This window comes from Sphingopyxis terrae subsp. terrae NBRC 15098, from assembly GCF_001598815.1.
In the GTDB taxonomy this organism is placed as follows: domain Bacteria; phylum Pseudomonadota; class Alphaproteobacteria; order Sphingomonadales; family Sphingomonadaceae; genus Sphingopyxis; species Sphingopyxis terrae.
Map to the genome: position 1 here is coordinate 82,921 of NZ_BCZQ01000012.1, position 26,592 is coordinate 109,512.

Consider the following 26,592-nt stretch of genomic DNA (forward strand, 5'->3'; position numbering starts at 1 on the left):
GGTCAGTGGGTTTCCGCAATGGCTTTGACGCCCTGAAGTTTCAGCGCGACGGCGGTGAGCAGGATGGTGAGGAGGATGAGCAGCGTCGACGCCGCGTTGACTTCGGGCGTCACCGAGAAGCGGACCATCGAATAGACCTTCACCGGGAAGGTGATCGTGTCGGGGCCGCTGGTGAAATAGGTGATGACGAAATCGTCGAGGCTGAGCGTGAAGGACAGCAGCGCGCCCGCGATCAGCGCCGGGCGCATGTGCGGGATCAGCACATCGCGGAACACCGCCCATTCGCCGGCGCCAAGGTCCTTTGCCGCTTCCTCCTGCTCGCGGTTGAAGGTCGCGAGGCGCGATCGCACCACCATCGTCACGAACGGAAAGCAGAAGGTGATGTGCGCGATGATGATCGCGCCGAGATTGAAGGGCCAGATCAGGTTGGTCGGCCATTCGAGCCATTTGGCAAAGAAGATCAGGAAGGCGACGCCCATGCAGATTTCGGGAACGATGATCGGCAGCGAAATCGTTCCGTCGACCGCGCCCTTCAACGGGAAGCGGAAACGCCAGAGCATCACTGCTGCGACCGCGCCGAGGATCAGGCTGATAAGCGTCGCGAGCGCCGCGATCGTGAGCGAGTTGACGAGCGCCTCGACCAGCACGTCGTTGCCGAGGGCCTTGTCATAATATTTGAAGGTGAAGCCGCGCCAGACGACGTTGCGCTTGCTGTCGTTGAAGCTGAAGATCATCAGCACGACCAGCGGCGCGTAGAGAAAGACCATGACCGCGCCGACCCACAGCCGCATCCACAGGGTGCGGCTATATTCCAGCGGCGCGCGCGGGGTGCGGGAAAAGATCGCCATCAGCGCGCCTCCGGCACCTTGCGCCGCATCGATTGCAGCGCGATCAGGATGAACATCGCGTAGATGAGGATGAAGGAGAGCGCGGCGCCAAAGGGCCAGTCGTTCGCTTTCTTGAACTGGCGTTCGATCACGTTCGCGATCATCTGGCTGTCGGTCCCGCCCATCAGGTCCGGTGTGAGATAGGCGCCGAGCGCGGGGATCAGCGTGATCATTACGCCGGCGACGATGCCCGGCGCGGCCAGCGGCACGACGATGCGCATGATCGTGCGGAAATGCCCCGCGCCAAGGTCGAGGCTCGCCTCGATCAGGCTGCGGTCGAGCCGGTCAAGCGCCGCATAGAGCGGCAGCACCATGAAGGGTAGATGGACGTAAACCAGCCCGAAGACGACCGCGAAATTGTTGAAGAGCAGTTGCACCGGCTCCCACGTCGGAAGCGGCTGCATCCCGACGAGCGTCTTGAGCCAGCTCGCGCCGTCCCACAGCGCGCCCAGCCCCTTGTTGGCGAAGCCCTGGGTGCCGAGCAGCATCATCAGCGCATAGGTGCGGATCAGCAAATTGGTCCAGAAGGGCAGCATGATGCCAAGCAGCAGCCACGGCCGCCACTTCTCGCTCGCGAAGGTGATCGCCATCGCCACGGGAAAGCCCACGATCAGGCAGATGAGCGTAACGAGCGCCGCGACCGCGAAGCTTTTGCCGAAGATCGACAGGTAGAGAAATTCGGTCGCGCGCTTGTAATTTTCGAGCGTGCCCGAAAATTCGATCTCGGTCAGGCCGCGATTCTCGCCGAAGCTGTAGAACCAGACGATCGCCATCGGGATGACGAAGAACAGAAGGGTCCACAGCAGGGTCGGAACCGACACCGCCGCGAAGACCCGCTTGTTCGCCTTCCAGTCCTGCTCGGCCATCCCCCCGATGCCCCTTTCAGACCGTTACGACGCCCGTACCTTCGTGAAGGCTTCCTCGTAGAGCGGCTGAAGCTTTTCGTTGAACTTCGCATATTCGCACTTGGCGAGCACGTCCGCGGGCGGGAAGATGACCGGATTGTTCTTGTAGCTGTCGGGCATCAGCGCCTTCGCGGCGGCGTTGGGGGTCGGGTAGAGGATCGTTTCGGTGATCTTCTTGTCGACCTCGGCATCGAGCATATAGTTGATGAAGGCGTGGGCGTTCTTCGGGTGCGGCGCGCCCTTCGGAATGCACAGCGTATCCGAATTGAGCTGGCTGCCTTCCTTCGGCACGACGAAATCGAGATCGAGATCCTCGGTCATCGCCTGCGCGATGTCGCCATTATATTCGAGCACGACATCGACGTCGCCCTTGAGCAGCAGATCCTGCCCGTCGTCCTCGTGGAATTTCTTCACATAGGGCTTTTGCTTGATCATCATCGCCGAGATGGTCTGAATATCCTCCGGCGTCAGCGAATTGACCGATTTGCCGAGATATTTGCCATAGAGGCGGAACATGTCGCCGGCCTCCGACAGCCAGGCCATGCGGCCCTTATATTCGTCGCTGTCGAACAGGACCTTCCAGCTGTCGGGCGCGGTCTTCACCTTCGACTTGCGATAGCCGATACCCAGAACCAGCCAGGTGTAAGGCATCGAGAATTTGCGGCCCGGATCATAATCGACGTTCAGGAAGCTGGGGTCGATATTCTTCATGTTCGGGATCTGCGCATGATCGAGCGGCATCAGCATGTCGGCGCGCGCCATGCGTTCGACAAAGTCGTTCGACGGCACGATGACGTCATAGCCGGGATTGCCCGCCTTGAACTTCGCGAACAGCGTGTCGTTGCTGTCGAACAGGTCCATCGTGACATCGACGCCGGTCGACGCCTTGAAATCGTCGAGCGTCGTTTCGCCGATATAGGTGTCCCAGTTGTAGAAGTTGAGCTTGGCCTCTTCGCCGTTGGCAAGCTTCTTGTCGCTGCCCTTGCTGCACGCGGCGAGGCCGCCGAAGCTGATCCCGATTGCGGCGACGCCCATCGCCTGAAGCAGCGAGCGGCGATTGCGGCCCTGCGCGAGCAGTTCGTTCAAATCCATGGCTGGCCTCCCTGATTGTGACCGCAAGCTGACTCATTAATGTCGGCTTGAAAAGAGGCTTTTTTGCACCGCAACACGAATCCGTGACATTTTCGTGCGTCGTGGCCCAGGCAGGTCGCTATGCGTTGCGCAGATACCAGTCGTAGTCGATCGTCGGCACCGTCCCGAAATAGCGATCCTGTTCGACCCGCTTCACGATGCTGAACATGTCGACGAAGCGGTCGCCGAGATAATCGCGCATCAGCGCCGAGGCGTGGAAGCGGTCAACGGCCGCGAACCAGTTCGACGGCGGCTTGTCGTCGCCCGAGGCGTCGCGATCATAGCCGTTGCCGACGACCGCCGGACCGGGGTCGGTCCGGCTTGTCATTCCGTGATGCATGCCGGCGAGTACGGCGGCTACCGCGAGATAGGGATTGGCATCGGCGCCGCAGGCGCGATGCTCGACATGCCGGCTTGGCGGCGGCCCGGCCGGGATGCGGAAGGATACGGTGCGATTGTTGACCCCCCAGGTCGGCGCGACGGGGGCGTAGCTGTTCGCCTTGAACCGGCGATAGCTGTTCGCATGCGGGGCAAAGAGCGCAAAGCCGTCGCCGACGCTGCCGATCATGCCGCCGATCGCGTGGCGCAGCGCATCGGTGCCCTCGGGATCGTCGCTCGCAAAGATATTGCCGCCCGCGCCATCGTTGACCGAGACGTGGATGTGCATCCCGCTCCCCGCCTGTTCGGCGAAAGGCTTGGCCATGAAGGTCGCCTCGAGCCCATGTTGCTGGGCGATCGCCTTGACCAGCCTTTTGTACATGATCGCGTCGTCGCAGGCGCGCAGCGCGTCCGGCTTGTGGCGCAGCGTCAGCTCGAACTGGCCCGGCGCAAATTCGCTGATCGCGCTTTCGAGCGGCAGGCCCTGGACGTCGGTCGCCGCATAGAGGGCGTCGAAGAAGGGACGAAAGTCGTCGAGTTCACGCAGGCCATAGACTTCGACATTGCGCGGCGTGTCGCGGCTGTAGCCGGGGCGGGCGGGGCGCACCGACCCGTCGCGCGCGCGGCGCGGGTCGAGCAGGTAGAATTCCAGCTCGACTGCAAGCACCGGGGTCAGGCCGTCGGCGGTGTAGCGGTCGATCACGCGGCCGAGGACATGGCGGGGATCGAGGTCGTGCGGCGTGCCGTCGAGTTCATAGAAATCGACGAGGAACTGCGCGGCCCGATCGCCGCCCCACGGCGTGCGGACGAGGGTGCCGGGGATCGGCTTCATCGATCGGTCGGCGTCGCCATCTTCCCAGACCAAGCCCGTTTCGACGGTGTCCTGCCCAGTGATGTCGACGACAGTGATCGAGCCGGGGAACATGCGTCCGCTTTCATAGACAGCGAGCACTTCATGTTGGCGCAGCCGCTTGCCGCGCGGGACGCCGCCCATGTCGGTATAGATCATCTCGATCGAATCGACGTCGGGATTGGCCCGGAAGAATTCCTCGGCCTCCGACCGCGGCGCGATCACGCCCGACGACTTCGCCATTGCCCCACTACTCCTTCAGCGCCTTGATGCAGTCGGCGAAGCCGCCGACGAGCCGGTCGATCTGGTCGTCGCCGGTCACCGGGCTCACCAACATCATATTGTGAAATGGCGCCAGCAAAATTCCCCGATTGGCGAGGAAAATGTGGATCGCGGCCTCCAGCGCGGGGTGCATCGCCGCCTTCGCCTCGCCGCCGCTGCGGGGCGGGACGAGACAGGTCAGAAACTCGACGCGCGCGCCGACCTGCGTGACGTGCCAGTCGAGCGACGCAGCGGCGATTTCGCGCTCCAGCCCCGTGACCAGCCGCGCGGCGCCGCGCAACATGGCGTCATAGGCGGTGGGGGTGATGACCTCGCCGAGCATGACGTCCATCGCAGTGATCGCAAGCGCGTTGGCGGAGAGCGTCGTGCCGATGCCGCTATGCCCCGGCGGGCGCCTCCTGTTGAGCGCCGCCATGCGCTCCGCGACCGCGGCGCTGAAACCATAGACGGCGCACGGCACGCCGCCGCCGATCGACTTTCCGACGACCATCAGATCCGCCATAGGGCCGTGGGTGCGGGCATGGCCGCCATAGCCCGACGAGATGCTGTGCGTTTCGTCGAAAACCAGCAGCGTGCCCGTCTCGTTGCACAGGCTGCGCAGCGTTTCGAGGAAGCCCGGCGCGTCCTGCACCATGCCGACATTGGTCATGACGGGTTCGGCGAGGACGCAGGCGATATCGCCGCCGCGCAGCGCGGCGGCAAGCGTGCCTACGTCGTTGAATTCGATCACCGTCGTCGTGCCGCGAAGATCGTGGACCTGGCCGATCAGGCTGGCGCGCATCACCGGCGCGCCGTCTTTCAGATCGACGAACACATCGTCGACCGCGCCATGATAGGCGCCGTTGAAGGTGAGGATTTTCGGGCGCCCGCTGATCCCGCGGCACCAGCGGATGACGGCGCGATTGGCTTCGCTTGCCGTGGTCGTCACCTGCCATTGCGGAAAGCCGAACATGGCCGACAGCTTCGCCGACAGCGCGGCGCCGCGGGCGGTGGGCAGCATATAGCTCAGCCCCTCGGCCGCCTGCCGTGCGAGCGCGGCGGCGAGCGCGGGCGGCGAATGTCCGAACAGGCTGGCCGTGTCGCCAAGGCAGAAATCGTCATAGGTCCGCCCGTCGATACTCGTCAGCGTCGTATCCTTGGCCGACGCGGCGACGATCGGCACCGGGCTGGGCCAATCTTTCATCCAGTGGAAGGGCACCGACTGGAACCAGCCGGTCGCCGCGGCCCGATGCGCGAACGCGCGCGGGTTGTCGGCGCGGAAGCGTTCGGCCTCGCGTGCGGCGACGCGGGCGATGGCGGCATCGGCGATCATCCCAGCCTGTCTTTCAACGCATAATAAAGGAGGCCCAGCGTAGCGAGCGGGCGGCGCAGCCATTTGCCGCCGGGGAAGGGGCGCGACGGCAGGCTCGCGAGCACGTCGAAGCGTTCGGCGGTCCCCGCCAGCGCCTCGGCGATCAACTCGCCGGCGGTCGTCGTGATCAGCGCGCCATGCCCCGAAAATCCGTGCGCGAAAAAGACATTTCCGCGCCGGCCGATATGCGGCAGCCGGTTCATCGTCACCGCGACCGCACCGCCCCAGCCATAGTCGATCCTGGTATCGGCGATCTGCGGAAACACCTCGGCCATGAACGGACGCACGAACGCTGCGATGTCGCGCGGCGGCGTCTGCGAATAACGCTCGCCGCCGCCGAAGATCAGGCGCTTGTCGGCCGAGAGGCGGAAATAGTTGAGCACGAAGCGGCTGTCGGCAACCGCGGCGTCGGTCGGGAGCAGCGCGTCGGCGTTGGCGAGGGGCGCGGTCGCGATGTTGTAGTTCATGATCGGCACCGTGTAGCGCCCGAGGTCGGGCTCGACCTCGCCGATCCAGCTATCGGTGGCGTCGATGACGTAACGAGCTTCGATGATGTCCCGTGTTGTGAACAGCCCGCTCGATCCGTCGCTCAAGTTTACAATTTGTTCGACGCGTTCATTCTCCAGGATGCGCACCCCCATAGCCTCCGCCGCTTTCGCTAGGCCGATGGCATAATTAAGCGGGTGGAAATGGCCGCCCTGCGGATCATGGATTCCACCATGATATAAGGGGCTCGAGATATGCGCGCCCATCGCGGATTTTGCGACGACTTCGGTTGTATAACTGAAGCGTGTGTCGAGAAAGGCGGCTTCGCGTTGCATGGCGTCGAAGTCTTTCGGCGTCCACGCTGCCTCCAGATGGCCCGCTTTTAGGTCGCAATCGATGCCATGGTTTTCGATCCGCGCTTTGACGCGATTGTTGCGCCAGCACAGGTCGAACAGTGCATCGGCGCGCTCGCGGCCGAACTCTTCCTCCAACTCGGATGTAGTCCAGCGCAATCCCGGTATCAGCTGCCCGCCGTTGCGCCCCGATGCCCCGAAGCCGACATGCTCGCGCTCGATTAGGATCACCGAAAAGCCGCGCTCCGCGCAGGCCAAAGCTGCCGAAAGGCCTGTGAAGCCGCCGCCGATCACAGCGACGTCGCACTCCAGATCGTCCGCCGTTGAACGAAGCGGCCGCCACGGATTCGCGGTCGCGGCATAATAGCTGTAGCTCAGCGGGTCGGTCATGGCGTCGCGCGCGTCAAACGCGCATCAGCAGATGTTCGCGCTCCCAGCTCGACACCACCGACTGATAGTTGAACAGCTCATAATCCTTCACGGCGTAGAAGATTTCGAAGAAATCGTCGCCGAGCAGGTTGCGGACCTTCTTGCAGGAGCTGAACCGGTCGAGCGCGGCTTCCAGCGTGCGCGGCAGGGTGCGGGCGCGGTTATAGGCGCTGCCGGTGATCGGCTTGGGCGGTACCATGCGATCGACCATGCCGATATAGCCGCAGACGAGCGAGGCCGCGATCGCCAGATAGGGATTGCTGTCGGCGCCGGGCAGACGGTTTTCGACGCGGCGGTTGTTCTTGTCCGACACGGGGATGCGAAAACCGCACGACCGGTTGTCGACGCCCCACTGGACGTTGATCGGCGCTGCGCTGTCGGGACGCATCCGGCGAAAGCTGTTCACATTGGGCGCCCACATGGGCGAGATTTGCGGCATGAAGCGGATCAGCCCCGCGACATAGGATCGAAAGGCCGCGCTGTCGCGGCCATTGGCGGTCGCGAACAGGTTGCGCCCCGTCTCGGCATCGACGACCGATTGGTGAATGTGCATCGCGCTTCCCGGCTGACCCGCCATCGGGTTCGCCATGAAGGTCGCATAGACGCTGTGCTGTTTCGCGACGTTGCGGACGACGCGTTTGAAGAGAAACACCTCGTCGGCGAGCCGCAGCGGATCGCCGTGCATGAAATTCACCTCGAGCTGCGCGGCGCCCATTTCGTGGATCATCGTGTCGATATCGAGCCCCATCAGCTCGCAATCGTCATAGATATGATCGATGATATCCTCATATTCGTTCATGGCTTCAAGGCCATAGGGCTGGCTCGCGGTTTCCGCCCGGCCCGACTGGCCGGTCGGCGGCGTCAACGGAAAGTCGGGGTCGGTGTTCTGCGAGACGAGATAGAATTCGACCTCGGGTGCGATGATCGGCTTCCAACCCTTGTCCTGGTAAAGGCCCAGCACCTTTTTCAGGATCGTCCGCGGCGCGATGTCGACCTCGGTGCCGTCGCCATTATAGGCATCGGCAATCACGAAGGCCGTCGGCGAGGTGAAGCCCGGCGCGACGCAGATGGTATCGGGATCGGCAAGCAGGATCTTGTCGGGATCCTTGTCCCAGATATCGTCGATATCCTCGGGATAATGGCCGTCGATCGTGCAGATGAAGACGCTGCCGGGGATGCGCAGCGACTTGTCCTTGACCGAAGCGAGGAATTTCTTGGCGGGCAGAACCTTGCCGCGCTGCACCCCGTTGATGTCGGGAACGATACATTCGACTTCGTCGATATTATGGTCGCTGATCCATTGTTCCAGATTGACTGACATGCGCCCCCGATTGGGCCGAGGAGCCGGCCCGTTTGTGGAAGGTGCAGCGTATAGCGAAGTTGAACGGAGCGCCAGAGGGGCCGCTATCGGTCATTTCTCGATGGAATATTTCAGGAGGCAGGGTGTCGCGAACCCGGCCGATTGCGGACATGGATTCTAGTTGACCAGCCACTTTCTAGCGGCTCCTCATTCAAGAATCCTATTACGACAATGCCTAGCCTAGCGTGCCAAAAAATAGATAATCGCGAGTAGCATCGCTAGCGCTGTCGTCGTGCGTTCAAGGGGGAGCCGGGCGGGAGACTCTTCGGCCCTGAAACCTGAAAACCCGCCCCCATTTTTTCGAACTATTTCCTCGCGGTGAATTTGTGCGAGAACGATACCGGGGTCCCCTTTGGATGCCAAAGGACCGGGCGATCCATAGAGCAGCGGGACGTCAGTCAGCAGGTCCTTATTCAAACCTTTTGCTGCTTCGCCGCGCTGCGTCAGATTCCTCGCAAACTCCGTCGCGCTGTCCAAAGCGGGCGGGTGGCTTGGATCGTCTACTAATATTGCAGCATTGGCTCGCTCGCTAGGCTCCTGCTCGTTCGCCAAATCACTTCCCTTCGATATTGTGCTTTCGGTGAATTTAGCGCTGGATAGTAAACGAGAGGTTCTGCGCGCAGGCAAACGGAGCAGAAGTTGCTCGATCTATTAGTCTGTACGCATACCCACCTAGCATGAGGCCGATGGTCTGCTTCCCACCCCAAAGTCGCCATCCCGCCCCGATTTTTCGCTGTCCTACTTTGTTTGGACGCGATAGCGTCGCACGACACCTGTCGCGTCGGTTGTGCCAACGCCAGACATGGAGAACGGACAAGGCTGACCTTCGGTGAACTTTGGGGCCGACAAAATAATGGCCGCTTGCCGCCCTCGGCAAAGCAGGGAGATGATCGATGCAGGGTGACAACGACCAGCTGGCGAGCTTCTGGATGCCCTTCACCGCGAACCGTTCCTACAAGGCCCATCCGCGCCAGCTCGTCGCGGCGAGCGGGATGTATTATCAGTCGGGCGACGGACGCCGGATCCTCGACGGCACCTCGGGCCTGTGGTGCAGCAATGCCGGCCACTGCCGCCCCGAAATTGCAGAAGCCATCGCCAAGGCGGCGACAACGCTCGATTTCGCGCCGACGTTTCAGCTTGGCCATCCGCTGCCCTTCGAGCTGGCGCAGCGTCTCGCGGCGCTGATGCCCGAAGGGCTCGACCGGATATTCTTTACCAACAGCGGGTCCGAATCGGTCGATACCGCGCTCAAGATCGCACTCGCGGTGCAGCGCGCGAAGGGGCAGGGGACGCGCACCCGGCTGATCGGCCGCGAGCGCGGCTATCATGGCGTCGGTTTCGGCGGAATCAGCGTCGGCGGGATCGTCAGCAATCGCCGCACCTGGCCGGGGCTGCCCGGAACCGATCATCTGCGGCACACGCACGATCTGGCCCGCAACGCCTTTACGCGCGGTTTCCCGGCGCACGGCGCCGAACTCGCCGACGACCTTCAGCGGCTCGTCGACCTGCATGGCGCTGAAACGATCGCGGCGGTGATTGTCGAGCCGATGGCGGGCTCGACCGGCGTGCTGATCCCGCCAGCCGGCTATCTCCAGCGGCTGCGCGAGATTTGCGACCGGCATGGTATCATCCTGATCTTCGACGAGGTGATTACCGCTTTCGGCCGCATCGGCGCGGCGACCGCTGCCGAGGCCTGGGGGGTGACCCCCGACATCATCACCATGGCGAAAGGGCTGACCAACGCGGCGGTGCCGATGGGCGCGGTCGCGGTGAAGCGCGACCTCCACGACGCCGTGATCGAAAGCGTGCCGGGCGGGATCGAGCTGTTCCACGGCTTTACCTATTCGGGCCACCCGCTCGCGAGCGCGGCGGGGCTCGCGACGCTCGATATTTATGCGCACGAGGGGCTGTTCGAACGGGCGAACGAACTCGCCGGCTATTGGGAGGAGGCGGCGCACAGCCTGAAGGGGCGGCGCCACATCATCGATATCCGCACGATCGGGCTTGTCGCCGGCGTCGAACTCGAACCGCGACCCGGCGCTCCGACGGCGCGGGCAATGGAATTGTTCCACGCCGCCTTCGACAGCGGCCTGCTGGTGCGCGCAACGGGCGACATCATCGCGCTGTCGCCGCCGCTGATCGTTGAAAAGACAGAGATAGATGCGATGTTCGGCCAGCTTGCCGAGCTTCTGGACCGCATCGATTGACCGCTCCGCTCGGGTGGGCGCACAAAAAAGGGGCCGCATATGCGGCCCCTTTCTGCAAGCGGTTCTGAACCGGGACAGGTTCCCGGTACCGCCTCAGCGCTTGTCGACGGGGACGTAGGCGCGCTGCGTCGGGCCGGTGTAGAGCTGGCGCGGGCGGCCGATCTTCTGCGCGGGGTCCGAGATCATCTCGTTCCACTGCGCGACCCAGCCGACGGTGCGGGCGAGCGCGAAGAGGGCGGTGAACATCGTGGTCGGGAAGCCGATCGCCGACAGGATGACGCCCGAATAGAAGTCGACATTGGGGAAGAGCTTCTTTTCGACGAAATAATCGTCGTTGAGCGCCATTTCCTCAAGCTGCAGCGCGACGTCGAAGACCGGGTCGTTGACCTTGAGCGCGGCGAACACCTCGCGCACGGTCTTCTGCATCACCGTCGCACGCGGGTCGTAATTCTTGTACACGCGGTGGCCGAAGCCCATCAGGCGGAACGGATCGTCCTTGTCCTTCGCGCGCGCGATATATTCGGGGATGCGTTCGGGACGGCCGATTTCGCGCAGCATGTTGAGCGCGGCTTCGTTGGCCCCGCCATGCGCCGGACCCCACAGGCAGGCGATGCCCGCCGCGATGCACGCGAAGGGATTGGCGCCCGACGAACCCGCAAGGCGAACGGTCGAGGTCGACGCATTCTGCTCATGGTCGGCATGCAGGATGAAGATGCGGTCGAGCGCGCGGACGACCGCCGGATCAACCTCATATTCCTCGGCCGGAACGCCGAAGGTCATGCGCAGGAAATTATGCGTGTAGCTGAGGTCGTTCTGCGGGTAGATGAAGGGCTGACCCACCGAATATTTATACGCCATCGCCGCGATCGTCGGCATCTTGGCGATCAGGCGGTGGCTCGCGATCATGCGCTGGTGCGGATCGTGGATTTCGGTCGAATCATGATAAAAGGCCGACAACGCGCCAACCACGCCGCACATGATCGCCATCGGGTGCGCGTCGCGGCGGAAGCCGCGATAGAAGGTCGCAAGCTGTTCATGCAGCATCGTGTGGCGCGTGATCGTGGTATCGAACTTCGCCAGCTCGTCGCCGCTCGGCAATTCGCCGTTCAGGAGCAGATAGGCGACCTCCATGAAGGTCGAATGTTCGGCAAGATCGCCGATCGCATAACCGCGGTGGAGCAGGACGCCTTCGTCGCCGTCGATATAGGTCAGCTTCGACTCGCAGCTCGCGGTCGAGGTGAAGCCCGGATCATAGGTGAAGGCGCCGGTCTGGCCGTAGAATTTGCGGATGTCGACGACGTCGGGGCCGACGGTGCCCTTCAGCACCGGACTCTCGACAGTCTTGTCGCCCAGGGTGATTTTCGCGGTCTGGTCGGTCATATTTTTTCCCCTGATCTACGGGCGGGAGAGTGAGTGGCTACGCCCCTGCCGGATAATTGTGCGCTGCGTCAAGTCGCGCCAGGCTCTCGTCGCGTCCCAATAGCAGCAAGACGTCGAAAATGCCCGGAGAAACGGTGCGGCCGGTCAAGGCGGCGCGCAGCGGCTGAGCGAGCTTGCCGAGGCCGACACCGGCCGACTCGCTCGTCTCGCGCACCGCCGTCTCGATGGCATCGTGCGACCAGTCGTCCAGCGCGCGCAGGCGGTCGGTAACATTCGCCAGCAAGCCTTCCGGCGCTTCGGCGATCAGCGCGGCGGCTTTCTCTTCGATCGTCAGCGGACGCACGGCAAACAGGAAGACGGCGCCCTCGGCAATTTCGTCCAATGTCTTCGCGCGCGGCTTGAGCACGTCCATCGCGCGCGCCAGCAAGGCGCGGTCGTCGCTGTCGAGCGCGCGCCCGACCAGCGTCTCGACCCGCGGCGCCACCAGGCCGGCGAGCCGGGCATCGTCGGCCTCGCGGATATAATGGCCGTTCAGATTTTCGAGCTTCTTGAAATCGAAGCGCGACGGCGAGCGGCCGACGTTGGCGAGATCGAACCATTCGACCGCCTGCTCGCGGCTGATGATTTCGGCATCGCCATGCCCCCAGCCGAGGCGGAGCAGATAATTGTTCACCGCCTCGGGCAGATAGCCAAGCTCGTCGCGATAGGCATCGACGCCGAGCGCGCCGTGCCGTTTCGACAGCTTTGCGCCATCGGCGCCGTGGATCAACGGGACGTGTGCATAAACCGGCTCGCGCCACGCCATCGCGCGGATCAGCGCGAGCTGGCGGAAGGCGTTGTTCAGGTGATCGTCACCACGGATGACATGGGTGATCCCCATGTCGTTATCGTCGACGACGACGCTGAGCATATAGGTCGGGGTGCCGTCGCTGCGCAGCAGGATGAAATCGTCGAGCTCGGCATTCTGGACCGTCACCTCGCCCTGCACGCGATCGTGGATCGTCACCGCGCCATCTTGCGGCGCGCGCAAGCGGATGACGTGCGGGGCGGCGGGATCGCCGTCGTCACGGTCGCGCCACGGGCTGCGGACGCGGAAGGGGATGCGCTTTTCCTGTGCTTCGGCACGCATCGCGGCCAGTTCATCCTGCGTCAAATAGCAGCGATAGGCCGCGCCCTTGGCGAGCAGTTCGTGCGCAACCTCGGCATGGCGCGCCGCGCGCGCGAACTGATAGACGGTCTCGCCGTCCCAATCGAGGTCGAGCCACTGCATCCCGTCGAGGATCGCGTCGATGGCGGCGTCGGTTGAGCGTGCGCGGTCGGTATCCTCGATCCGCAGCAGGAACTTGCCGCCGTGATGGCGCGCAAAAAGCCAGTTGAACAGCGCGGTCCGCGCGCCGCCGATGTGCAGATATCCCGTGGGGGAGGGGGCGAAGCGGGTGACGACGGCGGCGCCCGTCGCTTCGGGGGTCGCTTCTGCCAATTCGGTTTTGTTTTCGGTTGCCACTCTGGCCTCTTTCACTCAGGCTGCCGGCCGCGGAACAGGGACCGCGGCGGATTTCGGGGCTGCCCCTAGCATGGCGACAAGCACGCTTCAAACGCCCATTGCCGCGCGGACGCTTTCATGGTTCGGCGCTTTGCCGGCGGCGCTCGAGACGCGGCTGGAGGTCGAGCGCGAGCGGCTGCCGCTCTGGTTTCCTGTGGCCTTCGGCGCGGGGATCGCGCTGTGGTTCGCCTTGCCGACCGCAGCGCAATGGATCGGGCTTCTTTGCGCCTTGACGGGGGGCATGGCCTTCGGCCTGGCAATCGGCTGGCAGACCCGCGTTGGCCGCGCCCTGACGATCGGTTGCGGGGTTGCCGCGGCAGGGCTGCTGCTGATCTGGGGCCGCGCGCTGTGGGTCGAGGCGCCGGTGCTCGCGCGGCCGGTGACGACCGAATTTTCGGCGCGGGTCGAAGCGGCCGAGCCTTTGCCAGCGCGCGCGCAATTGCGGCTTGTCGTGCGGCCGCTCGCGCGTCCCGATCTGCCACCGCGCCTGCGGCTGACGCTGCGCGGCGACCAGCGGCGCCCAATTGTGCCGGGGACGATGATCGGCGTGCGCGCGCGGCTGATGCCGCCGCCAACCGCGAGCCTGCCCGGCGGCTATGATTTTGCGCAGCGCGCCTGGTTCGACCGCATCGGCGCGGTCGGAACAGTGCTTGGCGATGTCATACTGCCGCCGGGCGCCGAGCAGGCGCGCCAGCCGCTGCGCGCGCGGCTGAGCGAGCATATCCATCGCCAGGTCGCGGGGTCGCCGGGCGGTGTCGCGTCGGCGCTGGTAACGGGCGATCGCGGCGCGATCACGCCCGAGGATGAAGAGGCGATGCGGCGCAGCGGGCTGGCGCACTTGCTGTCGATCAGCGGGCTGCACGTCACTGCGGTGGTCGGCTTCGCGATGCTGCTCGCCATGCGATTGCTGGCGCTCAGCCCGCGGCTCGCGCTTGCGGGCTATGTGTTGCCGCTCGCCGCCGCCGCCGGGGCGCTGGCTGGGGGCGGCTATACGTGGTTGGCTGGCGCCGAGGTGCCGACGCTGCGGTCGTTGATCGCGGCGTTGTTGGTGCTGGCGGCGATCCTGCTGGGGCGCGAGGCGATTACCCTGCGGCTCGTCGCTGCCGGCGCGCTGCTTGTGCTGCTCTGGCGGCCCGAGGCGCTGGTCGGGCCGAGCTTCCAGCTCAGCTTCGCGGCGGTAACCGCGATCGTCGCGCTCCACGAAAGCAGGGCGATGCAGCGCTTCGTCGCGCGGCGCGAGGAGCCATTTGCCTTCCGCTTCGGGCGCGGCGTCGCCGGCCTGCTGATCACCGGCATCGTAGTCGAGGTCGCCTTGTCGCCGATCGCGCTGTTCCATTTCCACAAGGCGGGGCTTTACGGCGCGCTCGCCAATGTCGTCGCGATCCCGCTGACCACCTTCGTGATCATGCCGGCGGAGGCCTTGGCGCTGCTGTTCGACGCGGTAGGAGCGGGGGCGCCCTTCTGGTGGGTGGCCGATCATGCGCTGCGCCTGCTCATCGGGCTCGCGCATCATGTCGCCGCGGCGCCCGGCGCCGTCACCACCTTGCCTGTTTTCCCGCCATGGGCTTTCGGGGTCGCGATGGCGGGCGGGTTGTGGATCTTGCTGTGGCGCAGCGGGTGGCGCTGGGCGGGCGCCGTGCCGCTGGTGGCGGGGATGGCGGTGCTGCTCGCGCAGCCGCGCCCCGACCTGCTCGTGACCGGCGACGGGCGGCATATCGCAGCCGCCGTGCCGGGCGGCGGCTATGCCATGCTGCGCGATCGTGCCGGCGATTTCGTACGCGACGCGATGGCCGAAGCGGCGGGGATCGACACGCCGCTCGTCGCGCTCGGCGATCTCGACCATGTCGACTGCAATCCCGATTTCTGCCGTTGGACACAGGGCAGGGGCGATGCGCCGCGCGTCATCCTCGCCGCGCATGGGCGCGACCGGATCGCGGGTGAGGAGATGGCGGCCGCCTGCGCCGCCGCCGATGTGGTCATCAGCGAACGCTGGCTACCGCGCGAATGCGTCGCGCGCTGGCTGACGATCGACCGCGATACGCTGGAACAAAGCGGCGGCCTTGCGTTCTATCTGGGCGCGAAGCCGCGGCTCGTTTCGGCGCTGCGCGCGGGCGATGCGCATCCTTGGCGCCGCCCGCACCAGCTTAGTGGTAACGACGAAGCAATCCCGACAGCCGACCTTGCACCATGACGCGATCGGCTTCGTAGCGCTGGGGTTCATAGGCGCTGTTGGCGGGATCGAGGCGCACCATCCGGCCTTCGCGATGGAAATATTTGAGCGTTGCGTCCTGTCCGTCGACGAGCGCGACGACGATATCGCCCTCGCGCGCGGTACTCGCCTTCTGGATCAGCGCATAATCGCCGTCGAAAATCCCCGCCTCGACCATCGAGTCGCCCGATACTTCGAGCGCATAATGTTCGCCCGCGCCGAGCAACGCGGCGGGAACGGCGAGCCGGTTATAATCCTCGAACGCCTCGATCGGGACGCCCGCGGCAATCTTGCCGTGCAGCGGCACTTCGATAATGTCGTTCGCGGCGATGGGCTTCAGCGCCGGTGCGGGCTTGCGCAGCGGCACCACATTGTCACTGTCGCTCCGCGTTTTGGGCTTGGCCGCATCGGGCAGCTTCAACACTTCGAGCGCGCGCGCACGATTGGGCAGGCGGCGCAGGAAGCCGCGTTCTTCGAGCGCGCTGATCAGCCGGTGGATGCCCGATTTCGACTTGAGGCCCAGCGCCTCCTTCATTTCCTCGAACGACGGCGAGATGCCGCTGGCGTCGAGCCGTTCCTGGATGAAGTGGAGCAGTTCATGCTGCTTCGCGGTCAACATCGGTCTTTCTCCATGATGGCATTACCGGACATAAGGAGAACGATAGTGGAACAGACCGGAACTTGTCAAGCGATCGCGATATAGCTTGCAGGCTCCCCCGCCGCGCGGGGTGCTGCGCCGATATCGCGGACGATCAGCGCGTTGGCAGAGATCAGCGGTTGCGTCTGGCCGCTGTCCTGTCCGTCGCAGGGGGTCAGCAGCCCCTTGTAGAGGCGCGCGCGCAGATAATCGCGCCTTGCCCCGCCGGGGCCGAGTGACACCGCGAGCGGGGCCTGGCCGACCTCCGGCAACGGCGCGGCCGCCCCGGCAAGGTAGCGGACGAGCGGTAGCAGAAAGAGCGTCGCGGTCACGAACGCCGACGACGGATTGCCCGGCAGGCCGAGCAGGATCGCGTCGCCGATCCGGCCGGCGATCAGCGGCTTGCCAGGGCGCATCGCGATCTTCCAGAAATCGAGCTGCCCGCCCGCATCGTCGAGCGCGCCGCGGACATGGTCGTGATCGCCCACCGACGCGCCGCCAACGGTAACGATGACATCGTGCCGCCGCGCCATATCGCCCAATATATTGGCGAGAACGCCGCGATCGTCGCGCGCGCGCAGCGGCAGCGTGACGTCGGCGGGTTCGGCGGCGAGCATCGCGGCGAGCATCGTGCCGTTGCTGTCGGGTATCTGGCCGGGCGCGAGCGCACGCCCGGGCGCGACCAGTTCGTCGCCTGTCGTCAGGATCGCGACGCGCGGGCGCTCCCCGACGATCAGATCGCCCGCACCGCCCATGATGGCGGCGGCGAGCGCGCCGGGAGAGAGGCGACATCCCGCCGTGAGCAAATGCGCTCCCGCTGCAAAATCGCTTGCCCGGGCGCGGACATGGCGTCCACGCGACGCGGGGCCATCGCCGGTGAGCGTGAGGCGCGCGCCATCGGCGATGACATCCTCTTGCACCACCACGGTATCGGCATTGGCCGGCAGCATCGCGCCGGTGAAGATGCGGATCGCTTCGCCGGGGCCGAGCGCGTGGGCGGGCGCGGTGCCGGCGGCGACTTCGCCGGCGATCGTCCACGGGCCGGGCATATCGGCAAAGTGGATCGCATAGCCGTCCATCGCCGACAGCGCCGCCGCGGGCTGGTCGCGCCCGGCGACGACGTCCTGCGCAAGGTAGCGCCCGGCGCATTGCGCCACGCCGATATTGTCGGCGCCGAGCGGCGGCTTCAGCGCCAGCAGCCGCGCCTGGGCCTCCTCGACCGCGAGCAGCGCGCTCATGCGGCGCGCCAGTCGCCCGACCGGCCGCCGCTCTTTTCGAGCAGGCGGATATCGCCGAGCACCATCGTGCGGTCGAGCGCCTTCGCCATGTCGTAGAGCGTCAGCAATGCGACGGACGCGGCGGTTAGCGCCTCCATCTCGACCCCCGTCGGCCCGGTCGTCGCGGCGGTCGCGCGGACCGAAATGCCGTCGGCTTCCCAGTCGAATTCGACCGCGACGCTGGTCAACGCCAGCGGGTGGCAGAGCGGGATCAGCTCGGCGGTGCGCTTGGCTGCCATGATCCCGGCGATGCGCGCGGTCGACAGCACATCGCCCTTGGGCGCGTTGCCGGCGCGGATCGCGGCGAGCGCTTCGGGCGCCATCGCGATGCGACCGCTGGCGACGGCGTGCCGACCGGTCGCGGCCTTCGCGCCGACATCGACCATATGCGCCGCGCCGCTTTCGTCGAGATGTGTTGGTCGGTTCGTCATCGATGCCGCCCCTTCGTCAATGCGCTTCGGACAGCGGAAAGGACACGGACACGCGTGTGCCCTTACCGACTTCGCTTTGAATATCGAGCTGGCCGTTATGCCGTTCGCTGATGTGCTTGACGATCGCCAGCCCCAGCCCGGTGCCGCCGACCGAGCGGCTGCGTGCTTCGTCGACGCGGTAGAAGCGTTCGGTGAGACGCGGGAGGTGATCGGGCGCGATGCCTTCGCCTTCGTCCTGGACCGACAAACGGACGCGGCGGCCCTCGCGCGTCAGTTCGACCGTCACCGGGGTGCCGGGGCGGCCGTATTTCATCGCGTTCGAGACGATATTGTGGACGAGCTGGCCGAGCTGCGCCGCGTCGCCCAGCACCGGCTGCGCTGCATCGCCGAGGCGATCGGCAATGTCCTGCGGCCGCGCCTCTGCACTGTCCTTCATCTGCGCAAGCGTATGGCGGACGATGGCGGCGAAATCGACCGGGGTGGTCGGGCGGCGGAAGCGATCGGCTTCGACGCGCGAGATCGACAGCAGGTCGATGACAAGCTGCTGCATCCGCCGCGCCTCGCGCTCGATGATCGCGAGGAAACGGTTGCGCGTCGGCGCATCGGCCTCGTCGTTCATGTCCTGCAATGTCTCGACATAGCCGAGGATCGCGGCAAGCGGCGTGCGCAGTTCGTGACTGGCGTTGGCGACGAAATCGGACCGCATGCGGTCGGCGGCATCGATCGCCGAGCGGTCGGACAAAAAGATGATGCGGCCGCCGTGCGACAGTGTCGCGATCCGCATCGTCCAGCGCTGGCCGGGCCGCGGATAGTCGGCGAGATCGACGGTCATCGCGCCCGTGTCGACGTCGCCAGCCGACAGCCATTCGGCCGCCACCGGATGGCGGATCGCGGTGCGGATGTCGGCGCCGACGATGTGGCGTCCGAGCAGGCGGACCGCTGCATCGTTGGCGATGGCGACGACATTGTCGATTACCCCCAGCACCGGTTCGCGCTCCTGATCGGCCCAGCGGGTGAAATCGGGATGGCGCAGCAGCAGCGGCGGTTCGACGGGGACGGGAGAGGCGACGGCAGGCGGCGCGGCGGCAGGCGGCGGCTGCGCGCCATAAACAAGGACCGCGCCGAGCGCCCCTGCGAGTGCCAGGATCGCGATCGAGGCAAGGTCGCCGCCGACAAGCGCCGCGAAAATCGCCGCGACGGCGACAAGCGTCAGCGCCGCAACCAAGCTGGACAGGCGGTCGAACATCGACGCTGCGCCTCGCACGAAGCGGCGCGGCGCGCAAGGCGCTTCGCGGGGCGGTGCATCGGGTTACCATCGCGGCGCATCCTGTCCCAAAGCGGGAAGGGCGTGGGCGTCCGCCGGTCTTTTGCTTTTCCTAAAGGCTTCACTGGTTTAATGCGCGGCCATGGAAGACAGCGACATCCCGACCGAAGCGCCCGCGACCGGCGACGAAGCCGTCCCCTCGCGGCGCAAGATGCTCGCGCTCGGCGCGGTCGGCGTGTCGGCGGCGCTGACCATCCGCCCCGCCTTTGCACAGACCGCGGTATCGGTGATGAACTGCCAGATTCCGGTGCCCGACGCATCGGCCGCCGGCCGCTACATCGACGCGGCGGGCAAGCTTGTCCCGCCGGGGACCCAGGGGGCGTTTCCGGGCGCACCGCGGCCGTTCACCGGCGAGGAAGTCAAGCGCGCCTTTCGCGGCCAGACGCTGCCGGGCACCAGCTACAACCAGTCGCAGGCCTATCTGCAATATATCCGGCGCTTGCAGGCGGGGCAGAGCGGCTTTACCTGTTTCGCATCCATCCAGATGCCGCGCTGATCGTCGCTCCCCCCTTTGCGATGATGGTTCGCCGGCATCGCAGACAAAGGGACAGATGTGAAACTAGCTTCGCTGAAAGCCGGGCGCGACGGCCGGCTCGTCGTCGTTTCGGACGACCTCGCCTGGTATGCCGATGCGACCCATATCGCGCCGACGCTGCAGGCGGCGCTTGACGACTGGGCGGAAACGGCGCCGCGGCTGAAGGCGCTTGCCGAAGATATCAATCACGAGGCGATCCCGCGCGAGCGCTTTCACGAGCGCGACGCTGCATCGCCGCTGCCGCGCGCCTATCAATGGGCCGATGGCAGCGCCTATGTGAACCATGTCGCGCTGGTGCGGCAGGCGCGCGGCGCCGAAATGCCTGAAAGTTTCTGGCACGATCCGCTGATGTATCAGGGCGGCAGCGACGCCTTTCTGGCGCCGCGCGATCCGATTCCGCTCGGCGATCCGGCGTGGGGCTGCGACATGGAGGCCGAGGTGGTGGTCGTCACCGGCGACGTGCCTATGGGTGTCGATGCCGAAACGGCGCGGAGCCACATTCTGCTCGTCGGCCTGACCAACGACGTGTCGCTGCGCGGGCTGATCCCCGGCGAACTGGCCAAGGGCTTCGGCTTTTTCCAGTCGAAGCCGTCGAGTGCGATGTCGCCGGTGTTCGTTACTCCCGACGCGCTCGGTGACCGGTGGCAGGACGGCAAGCTGCACGGCACGCTGTGCGTCGACCTCAACGGCCAGCCGCTCGGCCGCGCCGATGCCGGCGTCGACATGACCTTCGACTTCGGCCAGCTGATCGCCCATGCCGCGAAAACGCGCGACCTGCGCGCGGGGACGATCATCGGATCGGGGACGGTTTCGAACCGCGACGCCGATGGCGGACCCGGCAAACCGATCGGTGAGGGCGGGCTCGGCTACAGCTGCCTTGCCGAAGTGCGGACGGTCGAGACGATCCGCGACGGCGAGGCGAAAACGCCCTTCATGCAGGCAGGCGATACGGTGCGGATCTGGATGGACGACGAGCGCCACCACAGCATCTTCGGCGCGATCGAACAGACGGTCGCCTGACGCGCCGGTGGCAAAAAAGAAGGGGCGGGAATGATCCCGCCCCTTTTTTGTTGGGTTTGCGATGCGACGTTCGTCAGGGCTTGCCGCCGCCGAGGCTGCCGCCCGACATTGCATCGCTGAGCGAACAGGCCGCCGGCCCCAGAATGACGATGAACAGCACCGGCAGGATGAACAGGATCAGCGGCACCGTCATGATCGCGGGCAGGCGCGCGGCCTTTTCTTCGGCGCGCATCATGCGTTCGTTGCGGAATTCCGCCGACAGGACGCGGAGCGCGCTGGCAAGCGGCGTCCCGTATTTTTCGGTCTGGATCATGGTCGTGACCACGCCCTTCACCGATTCGAGGTTCACGCGATACGCCAGATTTTCGAACGCTTGCCGCCGCTCGGTCAAAAAGCCGAGTTCGATCGAGGTCAGCGCGAATTCCTCGCCCAGTTCGGGATAGGCACGGCCGAGTTCCTTCGACACGCGGGAAAAGGCCGAGTCGACGGTCAGGCCCGCTTCGGCGCAGATGACCAGCAGGTCGAGCGCGTCGGGAAGGCCTTTGCGGATCGCGTCGGTGCGCTTTTGCCGCTTGTTCTGGATGAACAGGTCGGGCGCCTTGTAACCGAGGATGAGCATGGCCATCGTCGCGCCCGAACGCTTGAACGGCGTCAGGTCGGGCCACATGTCGACCCAATAGATGAGCAATGCCGCGATACCGCCGAAGACGATCGGCAGGACGAGGCGGCCGAAAATGACCGCGACGGCCAGATCCTTCGACCGGATGCCGGCCTGCGCCAGCTTTTGCTGCACTTCCTTGATCTGGCTGTCCTGCAGCACCTGCAGCTTGCCGAGGAAGGTGCGCATCTTGTCGGCAGTATGGTTCTTGCGGACGAGGCGCGCGCGGCGCTTGGCGGTCGAGGCGGTGATCCCCGCCTTCAGCTGTTCGCGGCGATCGTTGAGCGCCTTCACGCGCTTCGCCATCGGGTCGCGAACGGTCAGCGCGCCGTAAATGGCCACCATGACCGCGAAGATGCCGACCGCAACGAGCATGGTCGAGGCCCAGACGACGTCGACGCCCAATAGGGTCGGGCCGGGCTGCGATCCGGAGAAGGCGGTGAGGAGGAGGGTGCTGTTCATGCTGCGTCCTTCCTCAGATTTCGAACGAGATCATGCGCGACATGATGAAGGCGCCGATGCTCATCCACACCAGACCGCCCAGGCCAGCGACGATCAGCCGCTGTTCGAAGAAGAAGCCCTGAAGATAGCCGGGGTTCATCGACCAGACGACGCCGAAGACGAAGAACGGCAGGGCGCCGACGATATAGGCCGAAGCCTTGGCTTCCGACGACATCGCCTTGATCTTCAGCTTCATCTGCGCGCGCTTGCGCAGCACGTCCGACAGATTGGCCAGCGTTTCGGCAAGATTGCCGCCCGTTTCGCGCTGGATCGCGATCGTGATGCAGAAGAACTGGAATTCGGGCGTGCCCAGCATTTCTGCCGATTCCTGCAACGCCTGTTCCATCGTGTTGCCGATGCGGATGCGTTCGACGATCCCGCGAAACTCCTCGCCGACGGGGCCGGGCAGCTCCTGGCTCACCACCTGAAAGGTCTCGGTCACGGGAAGCCCCGATTTCAGACCGCGAACGAGCAGGTCGATCGCGTCGGGAAAGCGCGCATTGAACTGGAGGACGCGCTTCTTTATGATCCGCCCGACCACCATATGCGGAAGCCCCACCCCGGCGAGCAGCCCGAACATCAGCGCCAGCATGAACGGCGCGCGCACGGACAGCATGCCGCCTGCAACGACGACGAACAATGCCATCGACGCGAACATATATTTGCTGAGCGTCCAGCCCTTGCCGGTCCGGCGAAGGCGCAGTTCCATCAATTCGCGTCGCGGCATCAGGCTGCTGATGCTGGCGTTGCCGCTATTGCCGGCGGCAGCGATCGTCTTGCGCATCTGGGCCGCGACGACTGCCTCGGTCGAGGCCGCGTGGCGATCCTTCACCGACGACAGGCGGCGGCTCTTGGCCTTGCCGGCAGAAGGTCCGGCAAAAGCCAGCGCCAGCATGCCGACCGCCAGCAACGCGGCGCCGAATGTTAGGATGATTGGCAGGTTCATGATCGCCCTTTGCCCCGTTCCCGCTGTGGCCGCGGCGGCGGCCGGCCTGAGCCGGCCCCCGTCACGTGTTTATTTCGCGCCTTTTTTGACGAGCGTACCCAGACCGCCCAGCTTGCCGAGCAGCGAGCTGCCCGATTTTGCTTTCGCCGGTGCCACCTCTTCGGCTTCGGCATCGGCACCGTCGAGGACGACGCGCGTCAGATTGGCCCAGACTTGGCCGGCCTTGGTTCCCTTGCACACCTCGGCATAGGATTTGCCGAGCTTGGCCGCCTGCGCGACCAGCTTGGGGTCGAAGGGGACGACGACATCGATCGCGCGTTCGATCGACGATTCGAACTCCTTGCGCGACAATTCGCCGATCGTGGTCTGGAACTTGTTCGCGACGAGCACGACGCGCGCGCCCGGCACATTCTGTTTGAACCACGACAGGAGACGGATCGTATCGCGCGCCGAAGCCAGCGTGACGTCCGTAACGAGCAGGATCGTCCCGCATTCCGACACGAGGTGCGGGAAGGGGATCAGAACTTGACGCGGAATATCGACGATCGTCATCTCGAACGCGTTCCGCAGCTCTTCTTCGAGCTGGTAGAAGGCCGAACCGTCGGTCATCACCGGCTGGTGGATCGGCGCTTCGGCCGACAGCAGGCTGAGCTTGTCCGAGGCGCGTACCATCGCGCGTTCGATGAACAGCCCGTCGATACGGCTGGGATTGTCGATCGCGTCGATCAGCCCGCGGCCGGGTTCGAGATCGAGCGTCAGCGCACCGGTGCCGAAATGCACGTCGAGGTCGAGAAGCGCGGTCTGGCGGTCGGCCTGTTCGCTGATCGCCCAGGCGAGTGAGGTCGACACCATCGAGGCGCCGACGCCGCCGCGCACGCCGACGACCGCCATCATGTGGTGCGGCTTGTCGTCATGCATGTCGGCATGCTTGGGGGCCGAAAGGATCGCCTGCGCATTGGTCAGCGCGTCGCGGACCTGATCGAGCGACAGCGGTTTCAGCAGGTAATCCTGAATGCCGCTCGACAAGAGATCGCGATAGAGGCGAACGTCGTTGACCTGGCCCGCCGCGATGACGACGGTGCCGGGTTCGCAGACTTCGGCCAGCGCGTTGATGTCGTTGATCGGATCGCCCGATTCGGACATGTCGACGAACAGGATGTTCGGGCTCGCCGAGACCGACAGCGACTGCACCGCGTTGCGCAGGCCGCCCTTGTTGCACTTCTCGATAGGCCAGCCCATGTCGGCGGCGGCGACGCGGATCAGCTCCAGCGTATCGTCGTCGCACACAAAGGCGTTGAACGGGTCACGCAGCCCGGCTGCTTTGAAAGGCGCGTTCACTGGCTTCCTCCGCTGTTGCTGGTCGCCTGTCCGCGCAGATCGCCTGCGCCCGTCGGCGGTTTGTCGCGATAGGTCTTGATCGCGCGGGTCGCGGTCGTCGGATCATTGTCGCGCTCGCTGGTGCCCTTGATCAGATCGTTGGGATCGGCGACCATCGCGGCCAGATTGCTGTTCGTCGCACAGCCATAGTTGGCCGAGGTCGCGTTGTTGACGTTGATCGCCGAACGGCTCGACCAGTTGGGGCAGCTTGGCACCGAAGCCGACGCCCGCGTCACGACGACGCGAACATAGCCCGGCGCGACCGCGCCCGTCGTCACCGGCACATCGCCGCTGAGCAGCAGGCCGCGGCGTTCGACCATTTCGCGGATCGTTTCCTTCGCGCCGCTGCTGCCATAGGCCGACGGGTCTTCGATCGCGATGCGATCGCCGTAGCGGACGTTCATCGCGTCGAGCCAGCCCTGCAGACGGCCTTGCTCGCTGGGGGCAAGGTCACCGCCCGCCGCCGCGACGTCGAACTGGTAGATGTCGTTGCGCACGACCGGCTGATGCACCGATTCAAGGCTGCGATTGCTGTTCGCGGCGCCTGCGCAGCCGGCGAGAGTGGTTGCCAGCGCCAGGACGGTCCAAGTTGCGATTTTCTTCATCACGTTGCTCCTGTTTGCCAGCATCACTTCTTGAGGTTGAAGCCGGGCGCCGCATCGGGCGAACCCGCGCGCGGCCGGTCGGCATCGTTCACCGACGTTTCAAGGCGCGGTTTGGGACGATCGCCGCCCGTCACGCCATCGGTCTGCTGGTTGAGCAGCAGGCGCTGAAGGTCGTTCGCGTCCTGATAGCCGTCGGTCGGCAGCTTGATCTCGTTCGCCGACACCGGCTTGACGAGATAGGGCGTCACCACGATCACCAGTTCGGTTTCACCGCGGCGGAAGCTGTCCGATTTGAACAGCATGCCGAGGATCGGCACGTCGCCGAGGCCCGGCACCTTGTCGATGGCGCCGATCGACCGGTTGTTCATCAGGCCGGCGATCATGAAGCTTTCGCCCGACCCGAGCTCAACCGTCGTTTCGGCGCGGCGGATCGTCAGCGCGGGGATCTGGAACCCGTCCATTTCGATCGCGCCTTCGGTCGACAGTTCCGACACTTCGGGACGGACGCGCAGGCTGATACGACCGTTCGACAGCACCGTCGGCGTATAGGCCAGGCTGACGCCATATTTGCGATATTCGATCGTCGTGCCGGCGAAGTTGCCGGGGATCGGGATCGGAAATTCGCCGCCCGCCAGGAAGTCGGCGGTTTCGCCCGAAATCGCGGTCAGGTTCGGCTGTGCCAGCGTGACGACCATGCCCGACCGTTCGCCGAGATCGAGCGAGGCCATCAGGTCCATGCCGAACAGGCGGCCGGCGGCGCCAAAGCTGTTGGTGCCGGCGGGAACGGTGAAATTATAGGCCGTCGTACCGGGCGCAACCGGCGGATCGCCTTCGCCCGGATAGAGGATCGAGCCCGGCGAGCGGCCGCGCACGATGCTGCCGAGGAAGCCGTTGCCCATCGCCCCGTCGCGATCGCGCGACAGCACGTTGCCGTTGATTTCCTTGACGAGCGTGCGGTTCACTTCGGCGATGCGGACCTGCAGGTTGACCTGCAGCGGCGTCGCGGTGCGCAGGCGCGACAGCACCTTTGTCTGTTCGCCGACAAACGCCTGGACGAGGCGTTCGGCCTCGGCCGCATCGTCGGGCGACTGGACAGTGCCAGTCAGCAGGACGAAGCCGTTCATCGTGTTCGACTGGATCTTCGCGTCGGGCATTGCGAGCGACAGCATCTGGTCGATCGTTTCGATATTGTTGCCGACGCGGGCAACGGTCGAATAGACAACGCGGCCGTTGCCGTCGGTCGCATAGATGCTCGTTTCACCCGGCGCCTTGCCGAAGATGTAGAGCTGGCGCGACGAGCGGACCTGAACGTCGGCAACCTGGTCGTTGGCGACGAAAACGTCTGACATTGCGGCCGGCAGGCTGACCAGGCGGCCGCGGCCGACCGACAGGTCGATGCTGCTGCTGGCGTTCTGAACGGCCTGCGCAACGGCTTGCTGCGCGGGGGCGGAGATCAGCGTCGCTGCAACCAGGCCGACGGCCAGGGTGCGGGCGAGGGCCGCCGCCTTGAAATTGGCTTTGCTGTGCATC

Annotated in this window: 23 protein-coding genes; 4 read left to right on the forward strand and 19 right to left on the reverse strand. The window is 65.3% G+C overall.

The features are described 5' to 3' along the window. Window positions 1-2: 2 nt before the first annotated feature. From STE01S_RS07790 to STE01S_RS20335, 8 genes are all read right to left on the reverse strand, one after another. Window positions 3-848 carry an ABC transporter permease gene (locus STE01S_RS07790; protein WP_062766633.1) on the reverse strand — a complete coding sequence of 282 codons (846 nt, stop codon included), beginning with the start codon at window positions 846-848 and terminating at the stop codon, window positions 3-5. Beyond that, window positions 848-1,753, reverse strand: a complete 906-nt coding sequence (locus STE01S_RS07795; RefSeq protein WP_062766636.1) for an ABC transporter permease — start codon at window positions 1,751-1,753, stop codon at window positions 848-850. The genes STE01S_RS07790 and STE01S_RS07795 overlap by 1 nt, the downstream gene beginning before the upstream one ends. Before the next feature lie 24 nt (window positions 1,754-1,777). Continuing rightward, window positions 1,778-2,884, reverse strand: a complete 1,107-nt coding sequence (locus STE01S_RS07800; RefSeq protein WP_062766638.1) for an ABC transporter substrate-binding protein — start codon at window positions 2,882-2,884, stop codon at window positions 1,778-1,780. A gap of 118 nt (window positions 2,885-3,002) precedes the next feature. Further along, window positions 3,003-4,394 (reverse strand): glutamine synthetase family protein, encoded by a 1,392-nt coding sequence (locus STE01S_RS07805; RefSeq protein WP_062766641.1) that lies wholly within the window; start codon window positions 4,392-4,394, stop codon window positions 3,003-3,005. A gap of 7 nt (window positions 4,395-4,401) precedes the next feature. Continuing rightward, window positions 4,402-5,745, reverse strand: coding sequence for a transaminase (locus STE01S_RS07810; protein ID WP_062766644.1), 1,344 nt, complete (start codon window positions 5,743-5,745; stop codon window positions 4,402-4,404). After that, a complete protein-coding gene (locus STE01S_RS07815) occupies window positions 5,742-7,013 on the reverse strand; it encodes an NAD(P)/FAD-dependent oxidoreductase (protein WP_062766647.1) in 1,272 nt (423 codons plus the stop codon). Before STE01S_RS07815 ends, STE01S_RS07810 begins: the two co-directional genes overlap by 4 nt. A gap of 13 nt (window positions 7,014-7,026) precedes the next feature. Continuing rightward, window positions 7,027-8,373 carry a glutamine synthetase family protein gene (locus STE01S_RS07820; protein ID WP_058813274.1) on the reverse strand — a complete coding sequence of 449 codons (1,347 nt, stop codon included), beginning with the start codon at window positions 8,371-8,373 and terminating at the stop codon, window positions 7,027-7,029. A 219-nt stretch (window positions 8,374-8,592) separates the two neighbouring features. Continuing rightward, entirely contained in the window at window positions 8,593-8,964 is a 372-nt protein-coding gene (locus STE01S_RS20335) for a hypothetical protein (protein WP_162928231.1), read from the reverse strand. A 341-nt stretch (window positions 8,965-9,305) separates the two neighbouring features. Between STE01S_RS20335 and STE01S_RS07825 the strand changes: the two genes are divergently transcribed. Continuing rightward, on the forward strand, window positions 9,306-10,619 hold the full coding sequence (locus STE01S_RS07825) for an omega-aminotransferase AptA (protein ID WP_062766650.1): 1,314 nt from the start codon (window positions 9,306-9,308) through the stop codon (window positions 10,617-10,619). Window positions 10,620-10,712: 93 nt separating this feature from the next. On the opposite strand, the gene STE01S_RS07830 is transcribed toward STE01S_RS07825, so the two are convergent. Beyond that, window positions 10,713-11,999, reverse strand: a complete 1,287-nt coding sequence (locus tag STE01S_RS07830; protein ID WP_062766652.1) for a citrate synthase — start codon at window positions 11,997-11,999, stop codon at window positions 10,713-10,715. A gap of 37 nt (window positions 12,000-12,036) precedes the next feature. Next, window positions 12,037-13,503 (reverse strand): glutamate--tRNA ligase, encoded by a 1,467-nt coding sequence (gene gltX / locus STE01S_RS07835; RefSeq protein WP_058813271.1) that lies wholly within the window; start codon window positions 13,501-13,503, stop codon window positions 12,037-12,039. A 70-nt stretch (window positions 13,504-13,573) separates the two neighbouring features. On the opposite strand from gltX, the gene STE01S_RS07840 reads away from it, so the two are divergent. Then, complete coding sequence (locus STE01S_RS07840; RefSeq protein ID WP_062766655.1) at window positions 13,574-15,733, forward strand: ComEC/Rec2 family competence protein; 2,160 nt, start codon at window positions 13,574-13,576, stop codon at window positions 15,731-15,733. Here the strand turns inward: STE01S_RS07840 and lexA are convergent. From lexA to STE01S_RS07860, 4 genes are all read right to left on the reverse strand, one after another. Further along, window positions 15,687-16,370: a transcriptional repressor LexA gene (gene lexA / locus STE01S_RS07845; protein WP_058813269.1), complete on the reverse strand. Its 684-nt coding sequence runs from the start codon at window positions 16,368-16,370 to the stop codon at window positions 15,687-15,689. The genes STE01S_RS07840 and lexA overlap by 47 nt on opposite strands. A 65-nt stretch (window positions 16,371-16,435) precedes the next feature. Further along, window positions 16,436-17,626: a molybdopterin molybdotransferase MoeA gene (locus tag STE01S_RS07850; protein WP_062766658.1), complete on the reverse strand. Its 1,191-nt coding sequence runs from the start codon at window positions 17,624-17,626 to the stop codon at window positions 16,436-16,438. Next, window positions 17,623-18,096 (reverse strand): cyclic pyranopterin monophosphate synthase MoaC, encoded by a 474-nt coding sequence (gene moaC / locus STE01S_RS07855; RefSeq protein WP_062766661.1) that lies wholly within the window; start codon window positions 18,094-18,096, stop codon window positions 17,623-17,625. Before moaC ends, STE01S_RS07850 begins: the two co-directional genes overlap by 4 nt. A 16-nt stretch (window positions 18,097-18,112) precedes the next feature. Continuing rightward, entirely contained in the window at window positions 18,113-19,342 is a 1,230-nt protein-coding gene (locus STE01S_RS07860; RefSeq protein WP_062766664.1) for a sensor histidine kinase, read from the reverse strand. 160 nt (window positions 19,343-19,502) lie between these two features. On the opposite strand from STE01S_RS07860, the gene STE01S_RS07865 reads away from it, so the two are divergent. Both STE01S_RS07865 and STE01S_RS07870 read left to right on the forward strand, forming a co-directional pair. After that, entirely contained in the window at window positions 19,503-19,916 is a 414-nt protein-coding gene (locus STE01S_RS07865; RefSeq protein WP_058813265.1) for a hypothetical protein, read from the forward strand. Window positions 19,917-19,973: 57 nt separating this feature from the next. Beyond that, window positions 19,974-20,975 (forward strand): fumarylacetoacetate hydrolase family protein, encoded by a 1,002-nt coding sequence (locus STE01S_RS07870; protein ID WP_062766667.1) that lies wholly within the window; start codon window positions 19,974-19,976, stop codon window positions 20,973-20,975. A gap of 73 nt (window positions 20,976-21,048) precedes the next feature. Here the strand turns inward: STE01S_RS07870 and STE01S_RS07875 are convergent, their stop codons facing one another. The 5 genes from STE01S_RS07875 to STE01S_RS07895 form a co-directional block, all read right to left on the reverse strand. Beyond that, a complete protein-coding gene (locus STE01S_RS07875; protein WP_058813263.1) occupies window positions 21,049-22,095 on the reverse strand; it encodes a type II secretion system F family protein in 1,047 nt (348 codons plus the stop codon). Between the two features lie 13 nt (window positions 22,096-22,108). Next, window positions 22,109-23,080, reverse strand: a complete 972-nt coding sequence (locus STE01S_RS07880) for a type II secretion system F family protein (protein ID WP_062766670.1) — start codon at window positions 23,078-23,080, stop codon at window positions 22,109-22,111. Between the two features lie 69 nt (window positions 23,081-23,149). After that, window positions 23,150-24,418, reverse strand: coding sequence for a pilus assembly protein CpaE (locus STE01S_RS07885; protein WP_062766673.1), 1,269 nt, complete (start codon window positions 24,416-24,418; stop codon window positions 23,150-23,152). Beyond that, complete coding sequence (locus tag STE01S_RS07890; protein ID WP_062766904.1) at window positions 24,415-25,062, reverse strand: CpaD family pilus assembly protein; 648 nt, start codon at window positions 25,060-25,062, stop codon at window positions 24,415-24,417. The genes STE01S_RS07885 and STE01S_RS07890 overlap by 4 nt, the downstream gene beginning before the upstream one ends. A 23-nt stretch (window positions 25,063-25,085) precedes the next feature. Next, the gene (locus STE01S_RS07895; protein WP_062766676.1) at window positions 25,086-26,591 is read right to left on the reverse strand and encodes a type II and III secretion system protein family protein; all 1,506 of its coding nucleotides are present in this window, start codon (window positions 26,589-26,591) and stop codon (window positions 25,086-25,088) included. Window position 26,592 lies beyond the last annotated feature (1 nt).